This is a genomic window from Rossellomorea vietnamensis (assembly GCF_008180615.1).
Classification (GTDB): Bacteria; Bacillota; Bacilli; order Bacillales; family Bacillaceae_B; genus Rossellomorea; species Rossellomorea vietnamensis_D.
On sequence record NZ_VTEH01000008.1, the window covers coordinates 105741 to 127303 of the forward strand.

General features: G+C 39.8%; 18 protein-coding genes, 1 pseudogene and 1 other annotated feature (1 of these 20 only partly in view). Of the genes and pseudogenes, 7 read left to right on the forward strand and 12 right to left on the reverse strand.

What is annotated here, in order from left to right; translation table 11 throughout:
- Positions 1–144 (forward strand) — a binding site (T-box leader); it begins 84 nt to the left of the window's first position.
- A 52-nt stretch (positions 145–196) separates the two neighbouring features.
- From thrS to FZC79_RS12165, 5 genes are all read left to right on the forward strand, one after another.
- Positions 197–2113 carry a threonine--tRNA ligase gene (gene thrS / locus FZC79_RS12145; RefSeq protein ID WP_148947060.1) on the forward strand — a complete coding sequence of 639 codons (1917 nt, stop codon included), beginning with the start codon at positions 197–199 and terminating at the stop codon, positions 2111–2113.
- A 113-nt stretch (positions 2114–2226) separates the two neighbouring features.
- Positions 2227–2895 (forward strand): O-methyltransferase, encoded by a 669-nt coding sequence (locus tag FZC79_RS12150; protein WP_148947061.1) that lies wholly within the window; start codon positions 2227–2229, stop codon positions 2893–2895.
- An 18-nt stretch (positions 2896–2913) separates the two neighbouring features.
- On the forward strand, positions 2914–3369 hold the full coding sequence (locus FZC79_RS12155; protein WP_148947062.1) for a GNAT family N-acetyltransferase: 456 nt from the start codon (positions 2914–2916) through the stop codon (positions 3367–3369).
- Positions 3370–3927: 558 nt separating this feature from the next.
- Positions 3928–5199 carry a nitroreductase family protein gene (locus FZC79_RS12160; protein ID WP_148947063.1) on the forward strand — a complete coding sequence of 424 codons (1272 nt, stop codon included), beginning with the start codon at positions 3928–3930 and terminating at the stop codon, positions 5197–5199.
- The gene (locus tag FZC79_RS12165; protein WP_148947064.1) at positions 5196–6554 is read left to right on the forward strand and encodes an APC family permease; all 1359 of its coding nucleotides are present in this window, start codon (positions 5196–5198) and stop codon (positions 6552–6554) included. The genes FZC79_RS12160 and FZC79_RS12165 overlap by 4 nt, the downstream gene beginning before the upstream one ends.
- 46 nt (positions 6555–6600) lie before the next feature.
- Here the strand turns inward: FZC79_RS12165 and FZC79_RS12170 are convergent, their stop codons facing one another.
- Entirely contained in the window at positions 6601–6885 is a 285-nt protein-coding gene (locus FZC79_RS12170) for a phospholipase (protein ID WP_148947065.1), read from the reverse strand.
- 170 nt (positions 6886–7055) lie between these two features.
- On the opposite strand from FZC79_RS12170, the gene FZC79_RS12175 reads away from it, so the two are divergent.
- The gene (locus tag FZC79_RS12175; protein WP_148942111.1) at positions 7056–7301 is read left to right on the forward strand and encodes a stage VI sporulation protein F; all 246 of its coding nucleotides are present in this window, start codon (positions 7056–7058) and stop codon (positions 7299–7301) included.
- A 128-nt stretch (positions 7302–7429) separates the two neighbouring features.
- Positions 7430–8503, forward strand: coding sequence for an NAD(P)/FAD-dependent oxidoreductase (locus FZC79_RS12180; RefSeq protein WP_148947066.1), 1074 nt, complete (start codon positions 7430–7432; stop codon positions 8501–8503).
- Between the two features lie 1689 nt (positions 8504–10192).
- Here the strand turns inward: FZC79_RS12180 and FZC79_RS12185 are convergent.
- From FZC79_RS12185 to FZC79_RS12230, 11 genes and pseudogenes are all read right to left on the reverse strand, one after another.
- Complete coding sequence (locus tag FZC79_RS12185; RefSeq protein ID WP_148938861.1) at positions 10193–10384, reverse strand: hypothetical protein; 192 nt, start codon at positions 10382–10384, stop codon at positions 10193–10195.
- Between the two features lie 35 nt (positions 10385–10419).
- Positions 10420–10866 (reverse strand): YaiI/YqxD family protein, encoded by a 447-nt coding sequence (locus FZC79_RS12190; protein WP_148947067.1) that lies wholly within the window; start codon positions 10864–10866, stop codon positions 10420–10422.
- 219 nt (positions 10867–11085) lie between these two features.
- Complete coding sequence (locus tag FZC79_RS12195) at positions 11086–11286, reverse strand: hypothetical protein (protein ID WP_148947068.1); 201 nt, start codon at positions 11284–11286, stop codon at positions 11086–11088.
- Positions 11287–11773: 487 nt separating this feature from the next.
- The gene (locus tag FZC79_RS24060) at positions 11774–12052 is read right to left on the reverse strand and encodes a helix-turn-helix domain-containing protein (protein ID WP_426888276.1); all 279 of its coding nucleotides are present in this window, start codon (positions 12050–12052) and stop codon (positions 11774–11776) included.
- A 3-nt stretch (positions 12053–12055) separates the two neighbouring features.
- Positions 12056–12478: pseudogene (gene arsC / locus FZC79_RS24065) on the reverse strand (arsenate reductase (thioredoxin)); the annotation flags it as partial.
- Between the two features lie 472 nt (positions 12479–12950).
- Positions 12951–14531, reverse strand: coding sequence for a metal ABC transporter solute-binding protein, Zn/Mn family (locus tag FZC79_RS12205; RefSeq protein WP_148947070.1), 1581 nt, complete (start codon positions 14529–14531; stop codon positions 12951–12953).
- Positions 14532–14734: 203 nt separating this feature from the next.
- Positions 14735–15916 carry a GTP-binding protein gene (locus tag FZC79_RS12210; protein WP_148947096.1) on the reverse strand — a complete coding sequence of 394 codons (1182 nt, stop codon included), beginning with the start codon at positions 15914–15916 and terminating at the stop codon, positions 14735–14737.
- Positions 15917–16341: 425 nt separating this feature from the next.
- Positions 16342–17514 carry a sugar ABC transporter permease gene (locus FZC79_RS12215; RefSeq protein WP_148947071.1) on the reverse strand — a complete coding sequence of 391 codons (1173 nt, stop codon included), beginning with the start codon at positions 17512–17514 and terminating at the stop codon, positions 16342–16344.
- A gap of 12 nt (positions 17515–17526) precedes the next feature.
- Positions 17527–19047 (reverse strand): sugar ABC transporter ATP-binding protein, encoded by a 1521-nt coding sequence (locus tag FZC79_RS12220; protein ID WP_148947072.1) that lies wholly within the window; start codon positions 19045–19047, stop codon positions 17527–17529.
- A gap of 83 nt (positions 19048–19130) precedes the next feature.
- Entirely contained in the window at positions 19131–20234 is a 1104-nt protein-coding gene (locus FZC79_RS12225; RefSeq protein ID WP_148947073.1) for a sugar ABC transporter substrate-binding protein, read from the reverse strand.
- A gap of 217 nt (positions 20235–20451) precedes the next feature.
- Complete coding sequence (locus FZC79_RS12230) at positions 20452–21540, reverse strand: sugar ABC transporter substrate-binding protein (RefSeq protein ID WP_148947074.1); 1089 nt, start codon at positions 21538–21540, stop codon at positions 20452–20454.
- Between the last annotated feature and the right edge of the window lie 23 nt (positions 21541–21563).

Here is a 21563-nt window from a genome sequence, read left to right on the forward strand (position 1 = left end):
AAAACACTTACCGCCTTTGAGCCGCATTGGTGAACATGGAAGTAATCAATGCCGCAGATGCTGCGATAAAGCATGAATGAAGCCGTCAGTTTTTCTGGCGGGAAGCTGGGTGGAACCGCGGGTCAACACACACTCGTCCCTTTTTGAGGGATGGGTGTGTTTTTTTTATTTTTCATATAAAAGGAGTGGAGAAGATATGAGTGAAAGTGAAATACTCATCACGTTTCCAGATGGACAGAAAAAAAGTTTCCCCGCGGGAATATCATTATCCGAGATAGCGCAATCGATCAGCCCCAGCTTGAAGAAAAAATCAGCAGCAGGCAAGGTGAATGGTGATCTGTATGATTTAAATCGTCCCATTGATGAAGATGCTCGGATAGAGTTGCTGAGTTTAGCTTCAGCTGAGGGGATCAAATTGATCAGACACAGCGCAGCTCACTTAATGGCTCAAGCACTCAAAAGACTTCATGGACATTTACATTTAGGTGTTGGTCCAGTAATTGAAAATGGCTTCTATTATGATGTAGAACTGGATCACACTATTTCTCAGTCAGATTTAGAAAAAATTGAGAAGGAAATGAAAACACTCATCGCTGAAAATCATCCTATTCTCCGGAAAGAAGTTTCAAGAGAAGAAGCGAGGGACTTGTTTTCTAAAGACCCATTAAAATTAGAACTGCTAGAAGAGATTCCTTCTGGAGAAGAAATCACTGTCTACAAGCAAGGTGAATTTATAGATCTATGCAGGGGGCCTCATTTGCCTTCGACTGGTGCAATAAAACATTTTAAATTGACTCATGTTTCGGGTGCATACTGGCGAGGAGACAGCAATAACAAAGTACTTCAGCGAATTTACGGAGTCGCATTCACGTCTAGAGAAGAGATGGAAGAATACTTTCATTTTCAAAAAGAAGCCCAGAAACGGAATCACCGCAAGCTCGGCAGTGAGCTGGAGCTCTTCATGTTCTCCGAGGAGGCACCGGGTATGCCGTTTTACTTGAATAATGGACAAAAAATCCGAAATGAACTTCAGTTTTTTCTAAGGCAGCTTCAACATTCTTTTGACTATGAGGAAGTTCAGACACCGATTATGATGAACCGAAAACTCTGGGAACAATCAGGGCATTGGGATCATTACAAGGACAATATGTATTTCTCAAAAGTTGATGACCAGAATTTCGCCCTGAAGCCGATGAATTGCCCAGGTCATATGCTGATCTATAAAGATAAATTACATTCCTACAGAGATCTGCCTATTCGGATGGCAGAGTTCGGGCAAGTACACCGCCATGAATTCAGCGGTGCATTGAACGGAATGCTGCGGGTAAGGACATTCTGCCAGGATGATGCTCACATATTTGTGACACCTCAGCAAATAGAAGAAGAAATTACTTCAGCCTTGAAACTGATAGACTATGTATACAAAACATTCGGTTTTGAATACAGTATTGAACTTTCTACTCGTCCGGAAGATTACATGGGAGAAGAAGCTCTCTGGGATAAAGCTGAAGATTCTCTCAAAAATGTCCTGAATGTCCTGGGATATAATTACTCTATCAATGAGGGAGATGGTGCCTTCTATGGACCTAAGATCGACATCCATATCAAGGATGCCCTAAAAAGAAGCCATCAGTGTGCCACTGTTCAGTTGGATTTCCAAATGCCTGAGAAATTTGATTTGCACTATATCGATGAGCATAATGAAAAAGTCAGACCGGTTGTCATCCATCGCGCGGTCTTCGGTTCCATAGACCGCTTCCTCGGCATTCTTATCGAACATTTCGCAGGAGCGTTCCCAGTTTGGCTGGCACCAGTGCAAGTCAAGGTAATTCCGGTTTCTAACAAACATCATCAAGAATATGCTGCTAAGGTCTTCAGCAGGTTGAAACAAGAAGGCGTTCGAGTAGAACTGGATTCCCGGGATGAAAAGATCGGTTACAAAATGAGAGAGGCTCAAATGAAAAAGATTCCTTGCATTCTGGTCATCGGAGATAAAGAAGCTCAAAAAGAAACTGTGAATGTGCGGAGATACCAAAGTAATGAAACAAACGAAGTCTCCCTGGATCAATTTTTATCTTCCATCAATAATGAGATTCTTGAAAAAAGCCTATGAACAGCCAGCCGTCTTTCTCTAAAAAGGCGGCTTTTCTTGAGAATAAAAAACAATCGCAAAAAGAAAAAGGAATCCTTCCGCTTTTGGAGAATTTACTTACGGGAGGGATTCTTATGCAATTAACAGAAAGATGGAGTGCAGTCGATGAATATTTCAGCGGAAAACTGCATGGTACTGATACCTTAATGGAATCAATTTTACAAAGAAATCGTGAAGAGGGACTGCCTTCGATTGATGTATCACCGAATCAGGGGAAATTTCTCCACTTACTTGTAAAACTTAAAGGTCCCAGAAGGATTTTAGAGATTGGGACCTTGGGCGGCTACAGCAGTGTCTGGATGGCGAGGGCACTTCCTGAAGACGGCGAGCTGCTTTCATTAGAATTCAGCGAGAAACACGCTGCTGTCGCCAACGATAACATCAGATTGGCGGGATTGGAAAACAAGGTGAATATATTGACAGGACCTGCATTGGATACACTGCCGACACTGCAGGATAAAGGTTATGATCATTTCGATTTTATCTTCATTGACGCCGATAAATCCAATAATCCTCATTATTTTCAATGGGCTATGAAGCTTTCCAGACCCGGGACAGTGATTATTGTAGACAATGTCGTACGAAAAGGGAACATTGTCGAGGAGGAAAGTGAGGATCCGAACATCACTGGCACAAGAGAGATGTTCGAGCTTTTATCAGAAGATTCCCGAATAGACAGTACTGGTATCCAGACGGTCGGCAGTAAAGGATACGATGGACTTGTCTTTGGAATCGTGAAATAAGCCGGCAGGAGGAACACAATGATCAGACTAGTACCAATGACCTCTGAGGAATTCGAACAGTTCTTGGAGAGGTCTGTTAAAAACTATGCAGAACAAAAAACAGAAGCGGGAAATTGGACAGAGGAAGAAGCACTTGAAAATTCCAAAAGTGATTTTCAGCGGCTTCTTCCTGAGAGGGAGAATTCTATCGATAACCGTATGTTTACCATCTGGAAAGATGAAAAATCTGTAGGCTCTATCTGGATTGCCAAAATTGCAGAAGATACAGGATATATTTATGATATCTATATTGATCCGGATCAACAGGGTAAAGGCTATGGCAAGCAGGCAATGCTGGAGATAGAGAAAGTGGCAAAAGATTTGGGCTTCAGTAAAATAGATCTTCATGTTTTCGGCCATAATCGCAAAGCTAGGAATCTATACGAAATGTTAGACTACGAAGTCACCAATGTCATTATGTCTAAAAAAATATAGTATTAAAGAAACCACCAGCCGTGTGCTGGTGGTTTCTATTTGCAGGGTTGAGACGAACCAGTTAAAGCAGAATGCAGCACATACAATGATTTTACCTTTGGAGCAACCACGGAAATGGATCAAAATAAGTATAAAAAATTTATAAAACTTCAAAAGATGCAAAGCATGTGGTGAAAAAAAATCTTATAATCCTGCAATTTTTATTGAATTTTTACTTGACGTTTCAGGCGGAGACCTTGTATAGTCTATATATACTTTATCGCATAAAAGCATAAAAGCGTAGAAGCGTTAAAGCGAAAAAGTTATTGAAAATTCAATTACATAAATGACAGTGTACGGAAGCAGTAGCAGGTAAGTTAGCAGCAGCAGAGACTGAATGGTTGGTGAAAGTTCAGGCAGCTTACAGGTGAATTACACCGGACGTTTTACTGTCACTCAATGAAGTGGCTGGAAAAGATAGATATGTCTTTTCCAACAACAAGGGTGGTAACGCGGAGCTCCTTCGTCCCTTATGGGTGAAGGGCTTTTTTGTATTCTTTTTTAAAAGGAGGCAGGAATATGGCAGCAGAAAAAGAGAAAATTCCATTAAAATTTCACAGAATGAGTGGAGTAGAACAATACGCAGGCTTAGATGACTTCTTAAGCCGGCTTCACTTTAGAAGAGAAGTTAAGTCATTCTCAAATTCAGAAATACCTATAGAGATTATTAAAAATGCTATAAAGGCAGCAGGTACCTCTCCATCAGGTGCCAATCAGCAGCCCTGGTCGTTTGTATTGGTTTCTGAGCCTAAAGTAAAAACTCAGATAATAAACGAAGTCAGGAGTGAAACCCGAACACTGGAACAAGCACCCTATATTGTTGTCTTGCTAAAACAGAAGTATGGACAGGAGAAGGATGATTCTGGGAAGACCGTTAAGGTAAAGCACTATTACCCAAATGAATCCGTTGGGATTTGCGGAGGTTTCTTCATAACAGCCTTAAATCAAGCGGGTCTTCATTATAACTTGCACAAACCCGTCAAATCATTGTCATCCATTCTCCAACGTCCTGAAAATGAAGAACCCTTTATGGTATTTTCCATAGGGATAGCAGACGAATGGGAAGATAAAAAGCTTCATAATCTGCAAGATTTCGTATCCTTTGATTTTGAAATAGGGTCTGGAAAATTCGAGATGTCAGCAGAGCCATCCCATGAACCTGGTCCAACTCTTTCCTCAGCAGATTACTATGACAGAATTAAAAAGCGTCGGAATGTAAGGGACTTTTCTCAAGAAGAGATTCCCGCTCCTCTTCTAACAAAGGCATTCCGGGCACTGTACTCCAGTCCTTTCTCTGATTCCTATAGGTTTGCGGTTATATCCAATGAGGAGACGAAAGCATTGATCAGGGATAAGGCGGAAGAAGAGGAAAAGAAATTTTATGAAGAGAAAATCACTAATGACTGGAGAGATGTACTGAAGCCGCTCGGTACAAACTGGAAAAAAGCCCATTTGACAGATGCACCCTATCTTATCATTGGGTTTAAAATTACTAACGATATGGGTCAAGATTCATTGGCTTGTGACAAAAACCGGCCGATTGTTTCCTCAGCTGTCAATACCGGCATCCTGATGAGTGCCATCCATCATGCCAATCTTTGTATGCTGACCCATACACCGAGTCCGATGGTGTTCCTGAGGGACCTTCTCCATAGGCCAAAAAACGAAGTGCCCATTGTAGTGATTCCAGTCGGATATCCAGCTGACCAGTGTCAGGTGCCGAATATAAGCAAGAAACCACTGAAAGACATTTTAACAACTTTAACAGAAAGCGAAGGTGAACCATCATGAAAAATGGATTAAAACGAGAATTAGGAAAATGGCACGGTTACGCTTTGATGATCGGCGGCATGGTCGGTTCCGGAATATTTGTAGTAACAGGTGAAGCGGGAGCACAGGCTGGTCCTTCAGTGCCTTTTGGCTATGTAGTACTATTACCAGTACTATTGTGTTCAGCACTCGCTTACTTGATCTTTATGAGCACTCCGCTTGGAAACAGTCCCGGTGGCGCTTATGTTCATATCAGCCGTACCTTCAATAACTACTTTGCCGGATTCCTATTCATGTGGTTTCAGTACATCGCTTTGCTCGGCGTAATGGCCATCATGGCGATTTCATTCGGCGACTACCTTTCAAGTGTAATAGGAGCAGGTAACACCGCCATCTTAGCAACCGTTTTGCTGCTTGTATTTTACCTTTTGAATATTGTAGGGGTTAAATGGTTCGGTGTTGTACAGCTTGTCATGTCGGCCGTACTTTTCATCGCCATCCTTGTCCTGGTAGTACCTGGAGTATTCTTTATTGAAACGGAAAACTTTTCACCTATGCTGCCAAATGGAGTGAGCGGGTTTATAGCCATCCTCCCATCCCTGTTCTTTGCTTACTTTGGTTTCGAGCAGCTGGCTCAAGCCGGCGGGGAAATGAAGGATCCGCAGAAAGCCATGCCAAGAACGATGCTGATAGGTTCATTCGCAACAGTCATCATTTATTTCTTGATTTCCATCGTAGCATTTGGTGTTATTCCATATGACCAGCTCGCTCAATCTCAAAGCGCCATGTTTGATGTTGCTTCAGTATACCTGCCTGCAGGGGGAAAATGGATTGTCATGGTCGGCATCATAATGGCCTTTGCGACAACGCTGAATTCCTTGGTAATGGTCGTTTCAAGGATTCTATTCGCCTTTGCGGAAGACCGGGTGATCCCGGTTGGAATTGCCAAAGTAAATAAACGCTTTAACACACCTCATATAGCGATTACAATCAACACAATCATTGTCCTGGGCCTTATATGGACAAGAACACTGGATTACCTCTTAAACGTGTCATTGCAGGGAATGTTCCTGATGTACATCGGCCATGCCATTGCGATGATGGCATTGCCGTTCGTCAGGCCGGCATTATTCCAAAGTGCATTGATTAAACCAAAGCTGCCTTTGATAATCTGCTGCGGAGTCTTTTCTTTAAGTGTTCTGGTATTCTTCAGCTACACCCTGATTTTCTCCGTCTTCAAGCTGTTACTGATCTGGTCTGCAGTCGGAGTGGTCATCTTTCTTTTTGGAAGAATACAAGGGAAGAACAAACAGTTTGATTATCACAAGCAATTAGAAAGTGCCTGGCAGCAAGAAAGCATTTCACAGACTAATTAAAACAAAGAAAGAACCGGTTCTCCACAAGGGGATCCGGTTCTTTTTTTCAGCAAGAAAACATTGTTTTAAGCTTCATATAGCCATGCATAAGCCTTGCATGGCGTGCTTCAGGAGTATTCATATGCATTCTGGCCTGCAGCCTCTCCATAAATAACTGATCGCAGCGGCAGGAGGGACCGTATCTTCTATAACATTCATCATGAGCCTTGCAGGCGGCATCAACCGCATTTACAGGAGCACCAGGTCCGCTGCACCCTGGACCGCAATAACGGTAACCAGGAAAAACACAGAACCCCTTGGATTTCCTGCGGATTCTTTCAGGCGGATACATCTCATTTCCTCCTTTTTTTCTCATGCTACAGACTATGCAGACAATCCCTTCACGGCTTGTTCGGCAGCCTATAAAAATCTTAAATTTTCAATACCCGGGACGTCAGTTGATACAAGGCATACTCCTTATACATAAGATACATCGAGAAACTCTTTGGGAGGAGGACCACTATGTTCGGAAACTTTGAAAAGAAGACAGGTGTCAAAATGGACGACATCATGAAGCTTGCTCAGTCATTCCAAAACACAAACTTCAAAGATGAAAAACAAGTCAGAACGATGATTAAAAAAGTCTCATCTCTGGCAGGCAAGCCGGTTTCAAGAGAAAAAGAAGAGATGCTCGTCAAGGCGATCACTAGCGGGAAAGTCCCTAAGGATATGAATGAAATACAGAAGATGATGAATAAGAAGAAATAACACAAAAACAGCAGCCTGAAGAGGGCTGCTGTTTTTTCAAGTGATCACCGCAGATATTATCGGTTGTTTATTAAGCAATAATACCTGTAAACTTATCAGTGCGACATAACAAGAAAGGTTGGTACATAATGAAAAAGCTTTTACTGGCCGGAGGAGGCCATTCTCATATCCAGGTACTGAAGAGATTAAAAGAAGAACCCTTAAAGGAAGTTGACATAACTTTGATATCACCATCCAACTATCAGTACTTTCCTGAACTATTTCCAGGATATGCTAAGGATAGATACGCAGAGAAGAGGATCAGAGCGGATTTGGAAAAACTTGCAGAAGATGCAGGAGTCAAATGGAAAGAGGGAGCCCTACTTTCAATAGATCCCGGACAGAAGCTGGCTTTGACCGCAGATGGAGAGATTCTGGAATTTGATATTATCTCGTTGAACATAGGTTCAATGACCAGCGGAACTGATAAAATTTCTCTTTCTGAAAATATTTATACGGTTAAACCGAATTATCAATTCACGACCGCCGTTAAAGCCGTCCGCGGAGTTGACAATCCCGTCATCATCGGGGAAAATGCTGCTGCTGTTGAAATAGCTGCATCTGTGCAAGCGTGGAGAACCAAAAAGAATATACAAAGCCCCGTCACGGTCATTGCCGAAAACAGGCTGGTCCCTGAAATGGAAGAGAACATTTCCGAAGCTATAGCCAATAGACTCAGGGAAAGCGGGATCATTCTGTTTGAAGGGGAAACCATTAAGAAGATGGAAGAAAATAAAATCTTTATAAATTCAGAAGAAATCCCTTTCGATAAGCTGCTTTGGTTACAGAAACCAAAAGCACCGGATCTATTTAAGCTTTCAAAGCTTCCTGTCGAAGAAAACGGTTATTTATCTATCGAGAAAACCCTTCAGGTAAAGGAGTATCCATTCATCTTCGGTGCAGGTGAGAGTGCAGTTATAAAAGACCATCAACCTTTTACTCACTCGCTTTATACTTCCAGAAAACAAGGAGATGTATTATTCACAAATATTAGAGGGTTTATGGATACAGGTGAAGGTGAGTTAATTGAAGAGCTGCATATACCAATTCTTTTAGAATTAGGAAATAAACAGGGGTTTGCTGTATTCAGAAACCGGCCGTTATTCGGTAAGATACCTTGGGCTTTGAGACAGATTCAGAATAAAAAGCTTCTGAAAAACTAGAAGAAAAGCTTTTCTTGTATTTACTGCTTACGTTTATAAAGTAAAAACCTTTTTAATGAAACACTAGGCCAATTAGAGCCTGAGAAAAAGATATCGCTTCAGAAGGCAGATTCACAGCAAACTCAATGGGAACTAATAACTTCAATTAAGATGTATAACAAATTGATCATCGTTTCAGGTGGAGACTTTGTGCCGAATGCTTCAAAGGACATGCAGTGGATGACAGTTCATAAATATCAGCATATATTATCCAAATAACTATTAAGCTGCCTCTAAGCAGCTTTTTTTCAGCTTTGAACCGACTAATTACGTCTCAAATTGCAAGAAGTGAGTATGGACTGGACTATGAGATTACTCAACAGACCCAAGTGATTTTTAAAGAACGCTGTAGAGACCAGTTCACTTCAAATCCCGAGCTGAATCGGTCTCTAGGAACGTTGTAGAGACCAGTTCCCCTCAAATCCGGAGCCGAATTGGTCTCTAGGAACGTTGTAGAGACCAGTTCACTTCAAATTCCGAGCTGAATTGGTCTCAAGGAATGCTGTAGAGACCAGTTTGCTTAAAATTCAGAGCAGTACTGGTCTCAAGGAATGCTGTAAAGTCGAGTTCGCTCCGAATCCAGGGATGAAAGTGCCTTTTTTAGCCCTACAGAACACTTGTTCGAAAGTTATTCTTTATGTAGAAAAGCGCTGCAAACCAAACTTAGTGAACATTTTTTCTAATTAACAGGAGATCCGATAAAATGAAAGAATTCTAAATGGATTTATGAAATAAAACCACATAGTTAGAAAGTAAATATTGTGAGTTTATAAAGGAAATTCTATTTAGAAATATTAAAATATAATGAGATAAATTTAATATGACATGCACCAAGGAATTTATATGTCACAGGAACAGATATGTGATGGAAAAAATCAAAAAGAGTGAAGAGGTTATGGATTTCAGTGGTAATCACTTATGGTCTCTCTGGATTTCATCTTAGTTTACATAACATGTATTATAGGAAGTAATATAAAATGAAGTTATTCTGTCTCATAACCAAAGAATACTACTAATATTGAGACGAAATAGAAATTTTGGCAAAGATCAAACTTCCTATAATAAACGTTATAAGAAGAAATTTTTGAGCATGTTCTCAATAAATATTCCGGTTAACTTTCTAGTGTGTTCCGATAATTCTCATGAGATAGGACTTGTTGGTACGTCCAAATAATAATTATTTAGACGTTTTATTCATAGAATTCAGCACGCGCTGCATGAGTTTTTTCTCTTCCTTAAAGTGCAGGATCATAAGCGATCAATACTACTCGAGGATCTGAATCCCTCCCTCGTGCGCCACTTTTTCCAGCAGCAGCCCCTTCAGCATCATGCCAAACCTCGGTCGGTCCGCCGGCGGAACTCGAGTTCGAAATCGTTCTCGAAGTTCTGCTTCCCATTTTAATAGTTAAATAATAGCTATAAAACCCTACAAATTAAAGAGAAGTGTCCAAAACACTCTGAACTCCTCTTCCATGTAAGTAATTAAGTTAATCAATTTTTCATTTAATATAGTTTCTTAATGTTTTTTAGTGAATAATGTTTTGTACTATGTAGCAACCTACTTCATATTTTGTTCACTAACTTAATCCACCACTACTAACCATCCAGCATTTATAAATGAATGGTTAGTAGGCAATAAGTTTTAAAAGTCTATTTTTTTGGATGTTCAAGTGCTTGGTAAGCTATCTGATACTTTCCTCCATCTGCAACTTCTGAATGGTACAAGGCCTTGAGGGCATTGTTTTTTTCCAGGCCATACTCAGCCTTCAGTTCTTTAAAGCGTGTATGCAATTCTTTATTTTCCTTAATTAGTTGTTGCATTTGCGATTTAAAATACTTCAAAATATTTATCTCCTTTTTGATTCTCTGAGTTAAGCCTAATTTTCACGAGAAATAACCTGTTTAAAAAGATCCCTAAATTGCTCCCGGTCTTCTGCTGTAAAAGGCTTTGGTCCCTTTGTCCGCTGTCCGCCTTTTCTAGCCATTGCACTCAAATAACGTGTTTGTAATAATTGGTCAATATTTTCATTTGTATATCTAAACCCTTTATGGTGGAGGACGATTATTCCTTTTGCTAAACCTAGTGACGCAAGACCATAATCTTGTGTCACTATCATATCTCCTTTCTTCACTAACTTCACAATCCGATAATCTGCAGCTTCTGCTCCAGAATCAACATAAATGGTTCTCACTCCTGATGGCTGTTCTGCATTAGAAAAATGGGAAAAGCTTGAAACAAGGATAACCTCAATTTTAAAATTGGCTGCTTCAGAAATAATAATATCCTTCACTGGGCAGGCATCTGCATCCACATAAATTTTCATCTTTCCCTCCTGTTAAGAAGTTTGACTTACTATTTAACTTAATCTATTTCAACTATAAAAGGGACTGGTGACTTTCATTTAAAAAATAGTCAAGCGTCATTCCTTCTGCTGTATTTTTCTATCCTCATATTATACTCTATAATCACTGATAATTCCCATTCTCCCTAAAAAGGGAAGTCTTTCTTCTTGTGATGAAATTTTCATGTCATTAATTTCTTCTTAGCTAATAATTTTTTTAGTTAGTTGTTCACCGAACATTCTAATCTTTATTAAAGAAATATTACAAACTGTTTCCACATTTTCTTCTACAGCCTTTGCCATTTTGTATAATTCACTCCAATTATTTCTTAAGAATTCAACATTATTCATTTGAATTCTACTATCCCTGTTGGTTTCTTCCAGAATTATTTCGTCATCCAATATATAATCCCGTGCCTTGGAATAAGCTTGGGAGAACTTTTCAGAGTTTGAGCTTGGAGATTGCTGTTTTTATTACAGGCCCAGTCTATCCAGTGGATGCCGGCAGGACTGCCAAATTGAGTCTGCCCTGAGCAATTGTTTCTATTTCTGACTGAATAAATTCAAAAAGACACAGCGGCATTCGTTATGCAGCTGTGTCTTCAGGTAATTTTCCAGTTTGGTTCATTAATCACTAAGACCGACTCTGAAAGTTGACACGTTTAAATTATATTTCATCAGCCCCCCCTCCCGTAAATGGCACTCTCATTGTTTCTATGGCAGAAATCGTTTTTTCAAATTCTGTTCAAAGTCCTTCACTTAAAGAATTAACTTCCCCTTCTCTTTACTGCCCTGATTTAGGCAGTAAACAACTGATAGACCAGGTGCAGCTGAATATTAAAAAAAAAGCCAAGAAGATTTTCTCAGCTTTTTCCCTATAGTATATGGTTTATTTTAATAGCTTTAAGATCTCTTTGTGTTCAACATCATATAACTCATCCAGTAAATCGTCATAGTTCTTCTGCAAAACATTTGCCAAGGCATGAATAAAGAACTTGGAGGGATGGGTTCTATTTAGCTCTGTGTTCATTATAAAATCCTCAGTCACTCTAAGCTGTTCAGCCAACTGACTTGCTGAGAATCCATTCTCTACCCTTAAAATACGGAAGATTTCACCAAAATTCCGCTTTTTCTTATACACGGAGAAATCAAAATTATTCAGGTTCATGACTTCTCCTTTCTCCCCTTTAGCAAAACGGACGATGGTCTCTTCAATTTCATCACGGATTCTTCTAAATTCTTCTAGTATCTCATAATTTGTTCCTGTTATGGCTGCAGGATCATCAAAGCCCCAATGGTAATGATGGCTTCTAGAGAGTATCGCAGGACATCTCTCTTTTGCATCTTTACATAATGTAATGACATAACTGGCTTTTCCTGCTGTATTGACAGACACCAAATCAGATGATTGATTGCTGATATCGATACCTTTTTCTTTCATTACTTCGATAGCAATGGGATGTATACCTCTCGATTCAATACCAGCACTCATGATCTCATATGAGTCTCCTAAGTAATGCTTTGCAAAACCCTCGGCCATTTGACTTCTGCAAGAATTACCGATGCACAAAAAATATATAATTGGCTTTGTCATTAGTTTCTCTCTCCTTTTAATTGTAACATTGTTTAAAACTATAAACGGTTGATAGAATGCTATGAAGCCCCCCTATAGCCTTCATAACGGATTCATGATATCCTTCTAAATTCATTGAAGTAAGTACTTTATAGACTCAAGAGATAAGATATTTAAAATCTCTCAGTATATTACGTTCTGCTTATATAATAAAACGCTTATATTGAATTAAAAGTTTAGAATTGTTAAGATTTTGATAAGATTTTTTTCCTGCTCAATTCTTCGTTTCCAGAATTCTAACGACTAACCTCTCAATTCCCAAATGGAAACGAAAAGCTATGTCATTACTGGACCCTTAAAGTACCTTTCTAATTTAAAAAACCTTGTTACCAATCGAAATCGGTACAAGGCTTTGGAATTTTTATAGGTTTTTAGGCAGCAGTGCTAAGACCACTGTACTTTCGTTGCGCAATTCTATGTCTATAACAGCAGATCAATGAGCCATCATTTCATCTGCTATTTCTTTTCCGCTCATTTCAGTCGGATAATAGGTTGGCCAGTTAGTGACTTCATCCAATAAAGCCTCCCGGTCGTCTCCCCAATAAAGATGGTAGTGGCCTGCCTTGGTCGGATAGATACTATGGTCACTGAATTGAATGTAACGGGGAATACCTTCAGACTCTTTAACAGATTTATATATATATCTTACTCCCCTGTTTCCAGCTTTATAGGTGAGGATTTCGTACCCGTCATATTTATATTCACCAGAGCTTTCTTTCCCATTTTTAAAGAAACTTGCTTTGCTGCCCTCAAATAAAATTCGCTCCACATCTGTTTCATATCCTGTTTCGTAATATTTCTTATATTCTTGGGCTGTTTTATCTCCATCATGTTCCGCTTTATGTTCAAATACTTCATCAAGGGTACCATCTAGAAGGTACGGATAAACGGACTGCCAGTCACCTTCCCAATCAGAAAGTGAGCGGTCCTTTACTTGGCTGTCTTCAAAGTACCCATTATATATTTTCTCTGCTTCGTCGTCATGAGTATGGTTGTGGTTATGTTCGTCGCCGTTTTCATTATGAGGTGACGTGGTTGAAGCTGTTGAAAGGACTTCAGACAGAGTCTCCAGGTTCATCTGCATGAGTGTAAAATAATCCTCTTCATTATTGATATCCTCTTCAGTTAATACAGAGAGATTGTGTATGCGTAATGCTTCAGCGCCAATCTCTTTTCTGACTACCTCTGCCACCTTTGGCGTTACATTTTGTTCAAACAGTACATATTGCAATCCATACTCTTCAGCTGTTTCTATAATATTTTGCAGCTCTTTCTGCGAAGGCTCGTTTTCAGGGCTTAAACCGGAAACGGCAATTTGCTCAATTCCATACGCCTGCTCCCAGTATCCATAAGCAGCATGTGAAACGATAATTTTATTCTCTGGTAAACTCTCAATTTCGTTATGAAATTTATGGTCTAATTCTTCGAGATTTCCTTTAAGCTCGTCAAAGTTCTTATTGAATGCATCTTCTTGTTCTGGCATAAGCTCAATCAACGTTTCTTTGATATTGTCAGCAATCTCTATTGACCGAATTGGGTCAAGCCAGATGTGCGGGTCCTTATCTCCATGTTCATGCCCGTCTTGTTCATCTTTGTGAGCATCTTCTTCTTCGTGATTGTGATCGTGAGAGTGATTAGTCAATTCAATACCTGTTGAGGCCTCTACTAATTTCACCTTCTCGGATTTAACGGCTTCAGATATTTTTTGTGCGTAAAGCTCCAACCCGGATCCATTGTATATAAAAGCATCAGCTTCAGCAATTTTCATCATATCGTCAGTTGTCGGTTCATAATTATGCGGATCAGAACCTGGGGGCAGGATGGTTTCTACGGATGCCGCACCTCCTGCAATTACTTCAGTGAAATATTGTAGCGGATAGACAGTAGTATATACCTTCAATTCCTCATTTGATTCACTAGCAGCTTCATCACTAGTTATATTACTATTCCCACATGCAGCCGTCCCCAAAATAAGGACAGAAAGACTTAACACTACAGCAAATTTCTTTAACATACACTTTCCTCCATGTACTTTTTATTTTACGTAATGATTACGATTTAATCCGCAAGCTATTCCAGTATAATGTTATGGGTGATGAAATCCGGATTGTAACATACTTGCTTAGTAGTGGCAGGCTGTACTTCCTTAGATTTTTTACTGAACTCATACCACTAATCTCTTTGTCAGAATAACCATCCTGGCGTAATCAAGTGCTGCTACAACAAAAAAGCAGGTAATTCATCCTTGAACCGAGTCCAATCTCTCTTCATTTCTTCCTCTGTTAATAAACAAGACTCTAATGATTCGGCTACTTCCTCTTGGTTCATCTCCAATCCAATAAAGACAATCTCATTCATCCGGTCTCCGTATTGTGGATCCCATTTCTCCAACACTTCAGGCTCATCTTCTAAAACTATATTTCTTTCCTCTTCAGGGTTAGACGCTATCCATTCTCCCGCTCCTTGCAGAACTATGGAAGGTCCCGCTTGGGAAATGAGGCCTGCTATATCATTGCGTGTCGCCAGCCAGAAAAAGCCTTTAGCTCTTACTACGTCCATTGGCCAATTTTCCAGCCAAAGTTTCCACCTCTCAGCATGAAAGGGTCTGCGGCTTCGATAAACAAATGATGAGATTCCATATTCTTCTGTTTCAGGAATATGTTCTTCATTTAATTCTTTTATCCAGCCTGCTCCTTGACTTGCTCTGTCAAAATCAAATAAATGCGTATTCAATACGCTATCTAATGATAGTTGTGAGTGTGAAGTTTGATAAATTTTAGCATGCGGGTTCAACTTGCTCAGTATGCCGGTCAATTTATTACTATCCTCTTCTTCAATTAAATCTGTTTTATTCAGCAAAATAACATCTGCGAATTCTATTTGATCTATTAACAAATCCACAACTTCTCGCTGATCCGCTGCATCTACTGCCTGTCTCCGCTCCATTAATGTTTCTCCTGAAGCATAATCATGCCAGAATCTGTTTCCATCTACTACCGTAACCATTGTATCCAATCTGCAAGTCTCCGCTAAGTTGATTTGAAGTACTTCATCGAGATAGGTGAACGTTTGAGCTACCGGAATGGGTTCAGAAATCCCTGTTGATTCAATTACAATATAATCAATGTCTCCATTCCTAACCAATCGTTCAACCTCAATGATTAAATCTTCTCTTAAGGTACAGCATATACAGCCGTTTTGAAGCTCCACCATTTTTTCTTCAGTCCGTACAAATCCCCCTTGCTTAATCATCGAAGCGTCAATGTTTACTTCGCTCATATCATTGACGATAACGGCGACTTTCTTATTCTCCTTGTTTGCTAAAATATGATTCAATAAAGTTGTCTTTCCTGACCCTAAATAACCACTTAAAACTGTAACGGGTATTCTCTCTTCCAGCATACAACTCTCTCCTTCAGCATCATCAAAACAAAATCATTACGATTTAAAGTGGATCTTTCATCCCCATTCCTCTATGTTCTAGAAGAATGGGGATGACTAAGACTATTACTTATAAAGCTGAGTAATAAATTAATTAGGTTAGTAACGGTTTTTTATGTATTGATCTGGATTAAATCGTAATTGTTACGTTTTGTATTGTATTACATTCTCCTCTTCAAATCAAGTTATACATTCGAAAAGGTCTAAGATAATTATCAGCTTAGTACAGAGTTTCAATTTTTATTAACTGCAAATACATCCTTTAATGTAGTATTCAATTGATTATTATATAGAAACAACAGTCTATTTATTATTGAAAAAAGCCGGCTAATCCAATAAACTTTGCAGGATTAGGCCGGCTTATCAAATATTCACCAATTTCTCTATGCTCTTTGTCGGCGGGTCATGACATCGAAAATAACAGCCAGCGCCAAGACACCCCCGCGAATCATGTATTGAGGGGCAATACCGACGCCCATTAGGTTCATTCCGTTGGTTAGAGTGGCCATAACAATTGCACCAATAACGGCACCAGTTACTTTCCCTACGCCTCCCGCAGCAGATACACCACCAACAAATGCCGCTGCGATGGCATCCAGTTCAAAAAGAGTCCCTGCCGTTGTTGTAGCGGCTTGCAGACGTGCAGTAAAGAGAATTCCTGATAGTCCTGCAAGCATACCCATAGAACCAAATACCAGAAATGTTATTTTACTTACACTGATACCACTAAGGTGTGCAGCCTCAGGGTTACTTCCCACAGCGTAAATATGTCTTCCTATTACTGTCTTCGTTGTAACAAAGTGATAAATAGTTACGACTAAAAGGATAATGACAACCGTCCAGGAGATACCGTTGTAACCAGCTAACAACCATGTGAAATACCCGATGATCGCAGAGACAAAAACCAGCTGTATGATAAACATTGGTTTAGTAACCACTTCAAAGTTATATTTGATCTTGTTTTTGCGGTTATGGATGGCACTGATGACATATAGCAAAATGCTGAGGGCGCCAATAATTAGTGATAGTAAATGCAATCCGCCTACTTGTGCAATTGAAGGAATATATCCATTCCCTAATGCATTAAATGCATCGTTGTCCACATTAACGGTACCGGATTTTTCGGTCACTAGTAAAATGGCACCGCGATAGATAAGCCAGCCAGCCAACGTCGCTACAAAGGCCGGGATGCCGACTTTTGCAACTAAAAAGCCTGTAATGGATCCAGCAAGAATACCTAAAAGCAGGACAAGCGGAATGACAATATAGACAGGTACACCGTTCAAGAGCAAAATTGCGGCAATAGCTCCAAGAAATCCCGCTAAAAAACCAATAGATAAGTCAATGTGCCGAATGACAATGACTAGCATAACACCGACAGCAAGTACCGCAATGTATCCCGCTGAGTCCAATAGATTACTAATATTTCGAGAAGACATAAATAATCCATCGGTTAAAATTGAAAAAGTAACCATGATTATCAATAAAGCGATGTACATACCATAATCACGAATATTATGTTTAATGACCTGCTTTGCTTCTTTTAACAAGTTCATTTGTAATACCTCCTATTGCGTCGCAAGCTCCATGATCTTTTCCTGACTTGCTTCATCAGATGACATTTCACCCTTGACCTTCCCCTCTGCCATAACATATACACGATCACTCATACCAAGTATTTCGCCAAGCTCTGATGAGATCATGATGATGCTCATTCCCTTATTGATCAGTTCATTCATAACTGTGTAGATTTCAAATTTGGCTCCGACGTCAATTCCGCGGGTCGGTTCATCCAGTATCAGCAGTTTCGGGTTAACAAACAGCCACTTTCCTAAAGATACCTTCTGCTGGTTACCTCCGCTGAGATTGCCAGTCAGCTGCTGTATTGATGGTGTTTTTATTCCTAAAGACTTTCTATATTCTTCTGCCACCTTAATTTCCTCGTTATCATTGATAATCCCGTTAGAGGAGATACTATTTAAATTCCCGGCCGAAATATTATTTTTTATGTCCTGCAGTAAAAACAAGCCATTACCCTTTCTATCTTCGGTCACATATGCAATTCCAGCTTTGATAGCATCCTTTGTGTGCTTATAGTTGGCAAGCATTCCATCTACCACCAAATCACCTTGCAGCTTATAATACTGCGCATTCCCAAAAACACTTTGTGCAAGCTCAGTCCTCCCTGCACCCATCAATCCGGCAATTCCAACGATTTCTCCCTGCTTAACGTGAAGGTTGATGTTTTTAACTACTTGACGTCCCGCCTTAGGGTCATATGCCGACCAGTCTATTAATTCCATAACCTTTCCACCGAAATTCTTCTTTGGTCTTTTTGGATAAATATCACCGAGTTCCCGGCCGACCATATTTTTGATAATAGCCGCTTCAGTTATTTCACCTTTAGAAGCATCAAGAGTACACATTGTTTCTCCATCACGGAGAACGGTCGCTTTATCGGCAATCGCAATGACCTCTTTCAACTTGTGAGAAATCATAATGCTGGTTATGCCCTGTTCTTTTAATACTCGCAGCAAATTCAGTAAATTTTCACTATCGTCTTCATTCAGAGCTGCTGTGGGCTCATCTAAAATGAGCAATTTCACTTCCTTACTCAATGCTTTTGCTATTTCAATCAGCTGTTGTTTACCTACACCCAGCTCTTTAATTAACGTCTCAGGGTTGACTTTCAATTTTACTTTTTCAAGTAATAACTTTGATCGTACAACCGCTTCATTCCAGTCGAGAATACCGCGGTTCTGTATTTCATTATTGATAAAAATATTTTCATATACCGTAAGATCCGGAAACAATGCCAGCTCTTGATAGATGATCGCAATTCCTGCGTCGACGCTGTCACTGATTTTATTAAATCGCTGTACCTGTCCATTAAAGACAATGTCCCCCTTATACATTCCATAAGGATATACACCGCTAAGCACCTTCATCAGTGTTGATTTACCGGCTCCATTTTCTCCTACAAGGCAGTGAATTTCTCCTCTTTCCACTTTAAAGTTCACATTCGACAATGCCTTTACACCGGGAAACTCTTTTGATATCTGGTTCATCTCTAAAATATAATTACTCATGTTATGCCTCCTTAACAGGACCAATTAGCACATATAGAATAGTGATAGAAGATGAATCTATCACTATTCCGCTTATCATTCTTTTATTCTAACCCGGTAAATTCACTAGCATCATAGTACTCACTATCAACGATTTCTGCTTTAACATTGTCTTTATCTACACTGATTACATCTGATTGTTTAGCTTGTACTTCAATTGTCCCGTTATCATACGAACCAGTTGTTTCTGGTGTATCACCATCAAGAATTGTCAGTGCCATATCCATTGCATCTTTTACTAATGTACGAACATCCTTAAATACAGTCATGGACTGCTTATCATCGATGATATACTGGATGGAGGCTTTAGTTGCATCCTGGCCAGAGATGACATAACTTGTGACACCACTTTCAGCGGAAAATACATCAGCAATCGCACGTGCCGTGTCATCATTGGGACCGAGGATAGCTACATTACCTTTCATGTCTTCTCCTGCCGCGGTTAAGTGCGTTTCCGCTTTGTTTTTGGCTTCGTTTGGATCCCATCCAGTAGTAAGCTGACTGACAATCTTACTCATTTCCTCACGACTTAATTCTGCTTTATCTTTCAAGGCTTCTGCTTCGCTGGAGTTTGCAATCATAAATGTACCATCTGAGATTTTTGGCTGAAGTACATTCCAAGCACCTTCAAAGAACAAGAAGGCATTGTTATCTGTGGCTGCACCGGCATATAAGTATAAAGGAACCCCTGAGCCCTCTGAATGATCAACCAAATATTGTGCTTGAGCTTCACCAACGGCTACACTGTCGAAGGTTACATAGTAATCAACTGCGTCTGTATTGGTAATTAAGCGGTCATAAGCTATAACGGTGATGTCTTCTTTTTTTGCATTTTCAACTGCACTTCCAGCTGAATCACCATCAACAGGAGTAATGATTAATACATCAATTCCTTTGCTAATCAAGGTATCTACATTTTCTTTCTCTTTTGCAGAAGAGCCCTGGCTAAATAAAATTTCTGCCGAGTAGTCAGAATCACTGATTGCCTCTTTGAATCTTTCCTCATCTTGCACCCATCTTTGTTCATCTTTCGTAGGCAGGACGATCCCCACTTTAACCTCTCCGCTTCCTCCAGTACTGCTGCTGCAACCTGTTGCAATAAGAACGGCCATAATAGCAATTGTTAACACAAGGAATAATTTCTTCATCTTTGTAACCCCTTTCAAAATTTTCTGATTTATCTAACAACCTAAATATATCAAGGGCCTACTTAAATGAAAACGCTTACTTATAGCACTTTTTTAGTATTCGTCTGTACTTTTTAAATTTCCTTACTTTTTCTTATGCTCATCCTGTGGGCTTTCACTTTTTATTTTTCACTTTAATTAAACCAAAAAAGGACACAGAATTTACATTCCATGTCCTTTACTGCTTATCTTTCAACTGATAAACTTCATGTTTAGTATGAAACCCATCTGCGATTATGGTTTCGTCCAAATTATCTTTATTGACAGAAATCGGTGGGAGGAGAACAGATGGTACTTCGATTCTCCCATTATTTATTTTCAGCTCGTTTTTAATCTCTTCTCCCTTTGCAAGCTTGACAGCAAGCTCTGCCGCAGTTTTTGTTAACTCTTGGATAGGCTTATAAACCGTCATGGCCTGTTCCCCAGAGACAATACTTTGGATCGCTGCAAGGTCAGCATCCTGGCCGGATACAGGAATTCTGCCAATCAGCCCCCGATCCTTAAGTACCTCTAGTATTGCGCCAGCCGTTGTGTCATTTGGAGCAATAATAGCATCAATTTGGTTATCATTGGCATCAAGGGCGAGATTAATATTTTTTTTGGCATTAGAGGGCAGCCAGTCTTTCGTCCATTGATCAAATACAATTGTGATATCTTCTTTATCAATTAATGGCTGAAGTACAGAATATGCCCCTTTTTTAATTAAATGAGCGTTATTATCAATTTCTGCTCCACCGATATAGACATATTTCCCTTTAGGTACTAATTGGGTAATGGCTTTGGCTTGCAGCTCTCCAACCTTTTCATTGTCATAAGATACGTACATATCCACTTCAGCATTTGTTACCAGCCGGTCATAAGACAATACCTTAACTCCTGCTGAATGGGCCTTTTCTACGATGGCAGCTGCTGATTCAGCATTCTGTGGAATGATGACCAACAAATCAACTCCCTGGCTGATTAATGTTTCTGCTTGCCATATTTGCAAAGCATCGTCTCCATCTGCTGACATTATCTCCACATCGGCACCCAGTTCTTCTACCGCTTCTTTGAATAAATCACGATCCTTCTGCCAGCGTTCTTCAAGGAGAGTTCCCATCAAAAAACCAATTTTAATATCATCCCCTTCTGTTTCTTTCACTTCAGCTGGAATCTTATTAGAAGGACTCTTTATAGCAGAGTATTCATATCGCTCACAAGAAGAAACTATATGCAGTAACAGTACTATAACCAGCCAGCCACTTGCTATATATAGAACCCTTTTCATTCATCCCGCTTCCTTTCCTTCTT

Bases quoted from the DNA above. Each gene is read 5' to 3' on its own strand.
- thrS (WP_148947060.1), top strand. From the start codon at position 197: ATGAGTGAAAGTGAAATACTCATCACGTTTCCAGATGGACAGAAAAAA.
- FZC79_RS12150 (WP_148947061.1), top strand. From the start codon at position 2,227: ATGCAATTAACAGAAAGATGGAGTGCAGTCGATGAATATTTCAGCGGA.
- FZC79_RS12155 (WP_148947062.1), top strand. From the start codon at position 2,914: ATGATCAGACTAGTACCAATGACCTCTGAGGAATTCGAACAGTTCTTG.
- FZC79_RS12160 (WP_148947063.1), top strand. From the start codon at position 3,928: ATGGCAGCAGAAAAAGAGAAAATTCCATTAAAATTTCACAGAATGAGT.
- FZC79_RS12165 (WP_148947064.1), top strand. From the start codon at position 5,196: ATGAAAAATGGATTAAAACGAGAATTAGGAAAATGGCACGGTTACGCT.
- FZC79_RS12170 (WP_148947065.1), bottom strand. From the start codon at position 6,885: ATGTATCCGCCTGAAAGAATCCGCAGGAAATCCAAGGGGTTCTGTGTT.
- FZC79_RS12175 (WP_148942111.1), top strand. From the start codon at position 7,056: ATGTTCGGAAACTTTGAAAAGAAGACAGGTGTCAAAATGGACGACATC.
- FZC79_RS12180 (WP_148947066.1), top strand. From the start codon at position 7,430: ATGAAAAAGCTTTTACTGGCCGGAGGAGGCCATTCTCATATCCAGGTA.
- FZC79_RS12190 (WP_148947067.1), bottom strand. From the start codon at position 10,866: ATGAAAATTTATGTGGATGCAGATGCCTGCCCAGTGAAGGATATTATT.
- FZC79_RS24060 (WP_426888276.1), bottom strand. From the start codon at position 12,052: ATGAACCTGAATAATTTTGATTTCTCCGTGTATAAGAAAAAGCGGAAT.
- FZC79_RS12205 (WP_148947070.1), bottom strand. From the start codon at position 14,531: ATGTTAAAGAAATTTGCTGTAGTGTTAAGTCTTTCTGTCCTTATTTTG.
- FZC79_RS12215 (WP_148947071.1), bottom strand. From the start codon at position 17,514: ATGAACTTGTTAAAAGAAGCAAAGCAGGTCATTAAACATAATATTCGT.
- FZC79_RS12220 (WP_148947072.1), bottom strand. From the start codon at position 19,047: ATGAGTAATTATATTTTAGAGATGAACCAGATATCAAAAGAGTTTCCC.
- FZC79_RS12225 (WP_148947073.1), bottom strand. From the start codon at position 20,234: ATGAAGAAATTATTCCTTGTGTTAACAATTGCTATTATGGCCGTTCTT.
- FZC79_RS12230 (WP_148947074.1), bottom strand. From the start codon at position 21,540: ATGAAAAGGGTTCTATATATAGCAAGTGGCTGGCTGGTTATAGTACTG.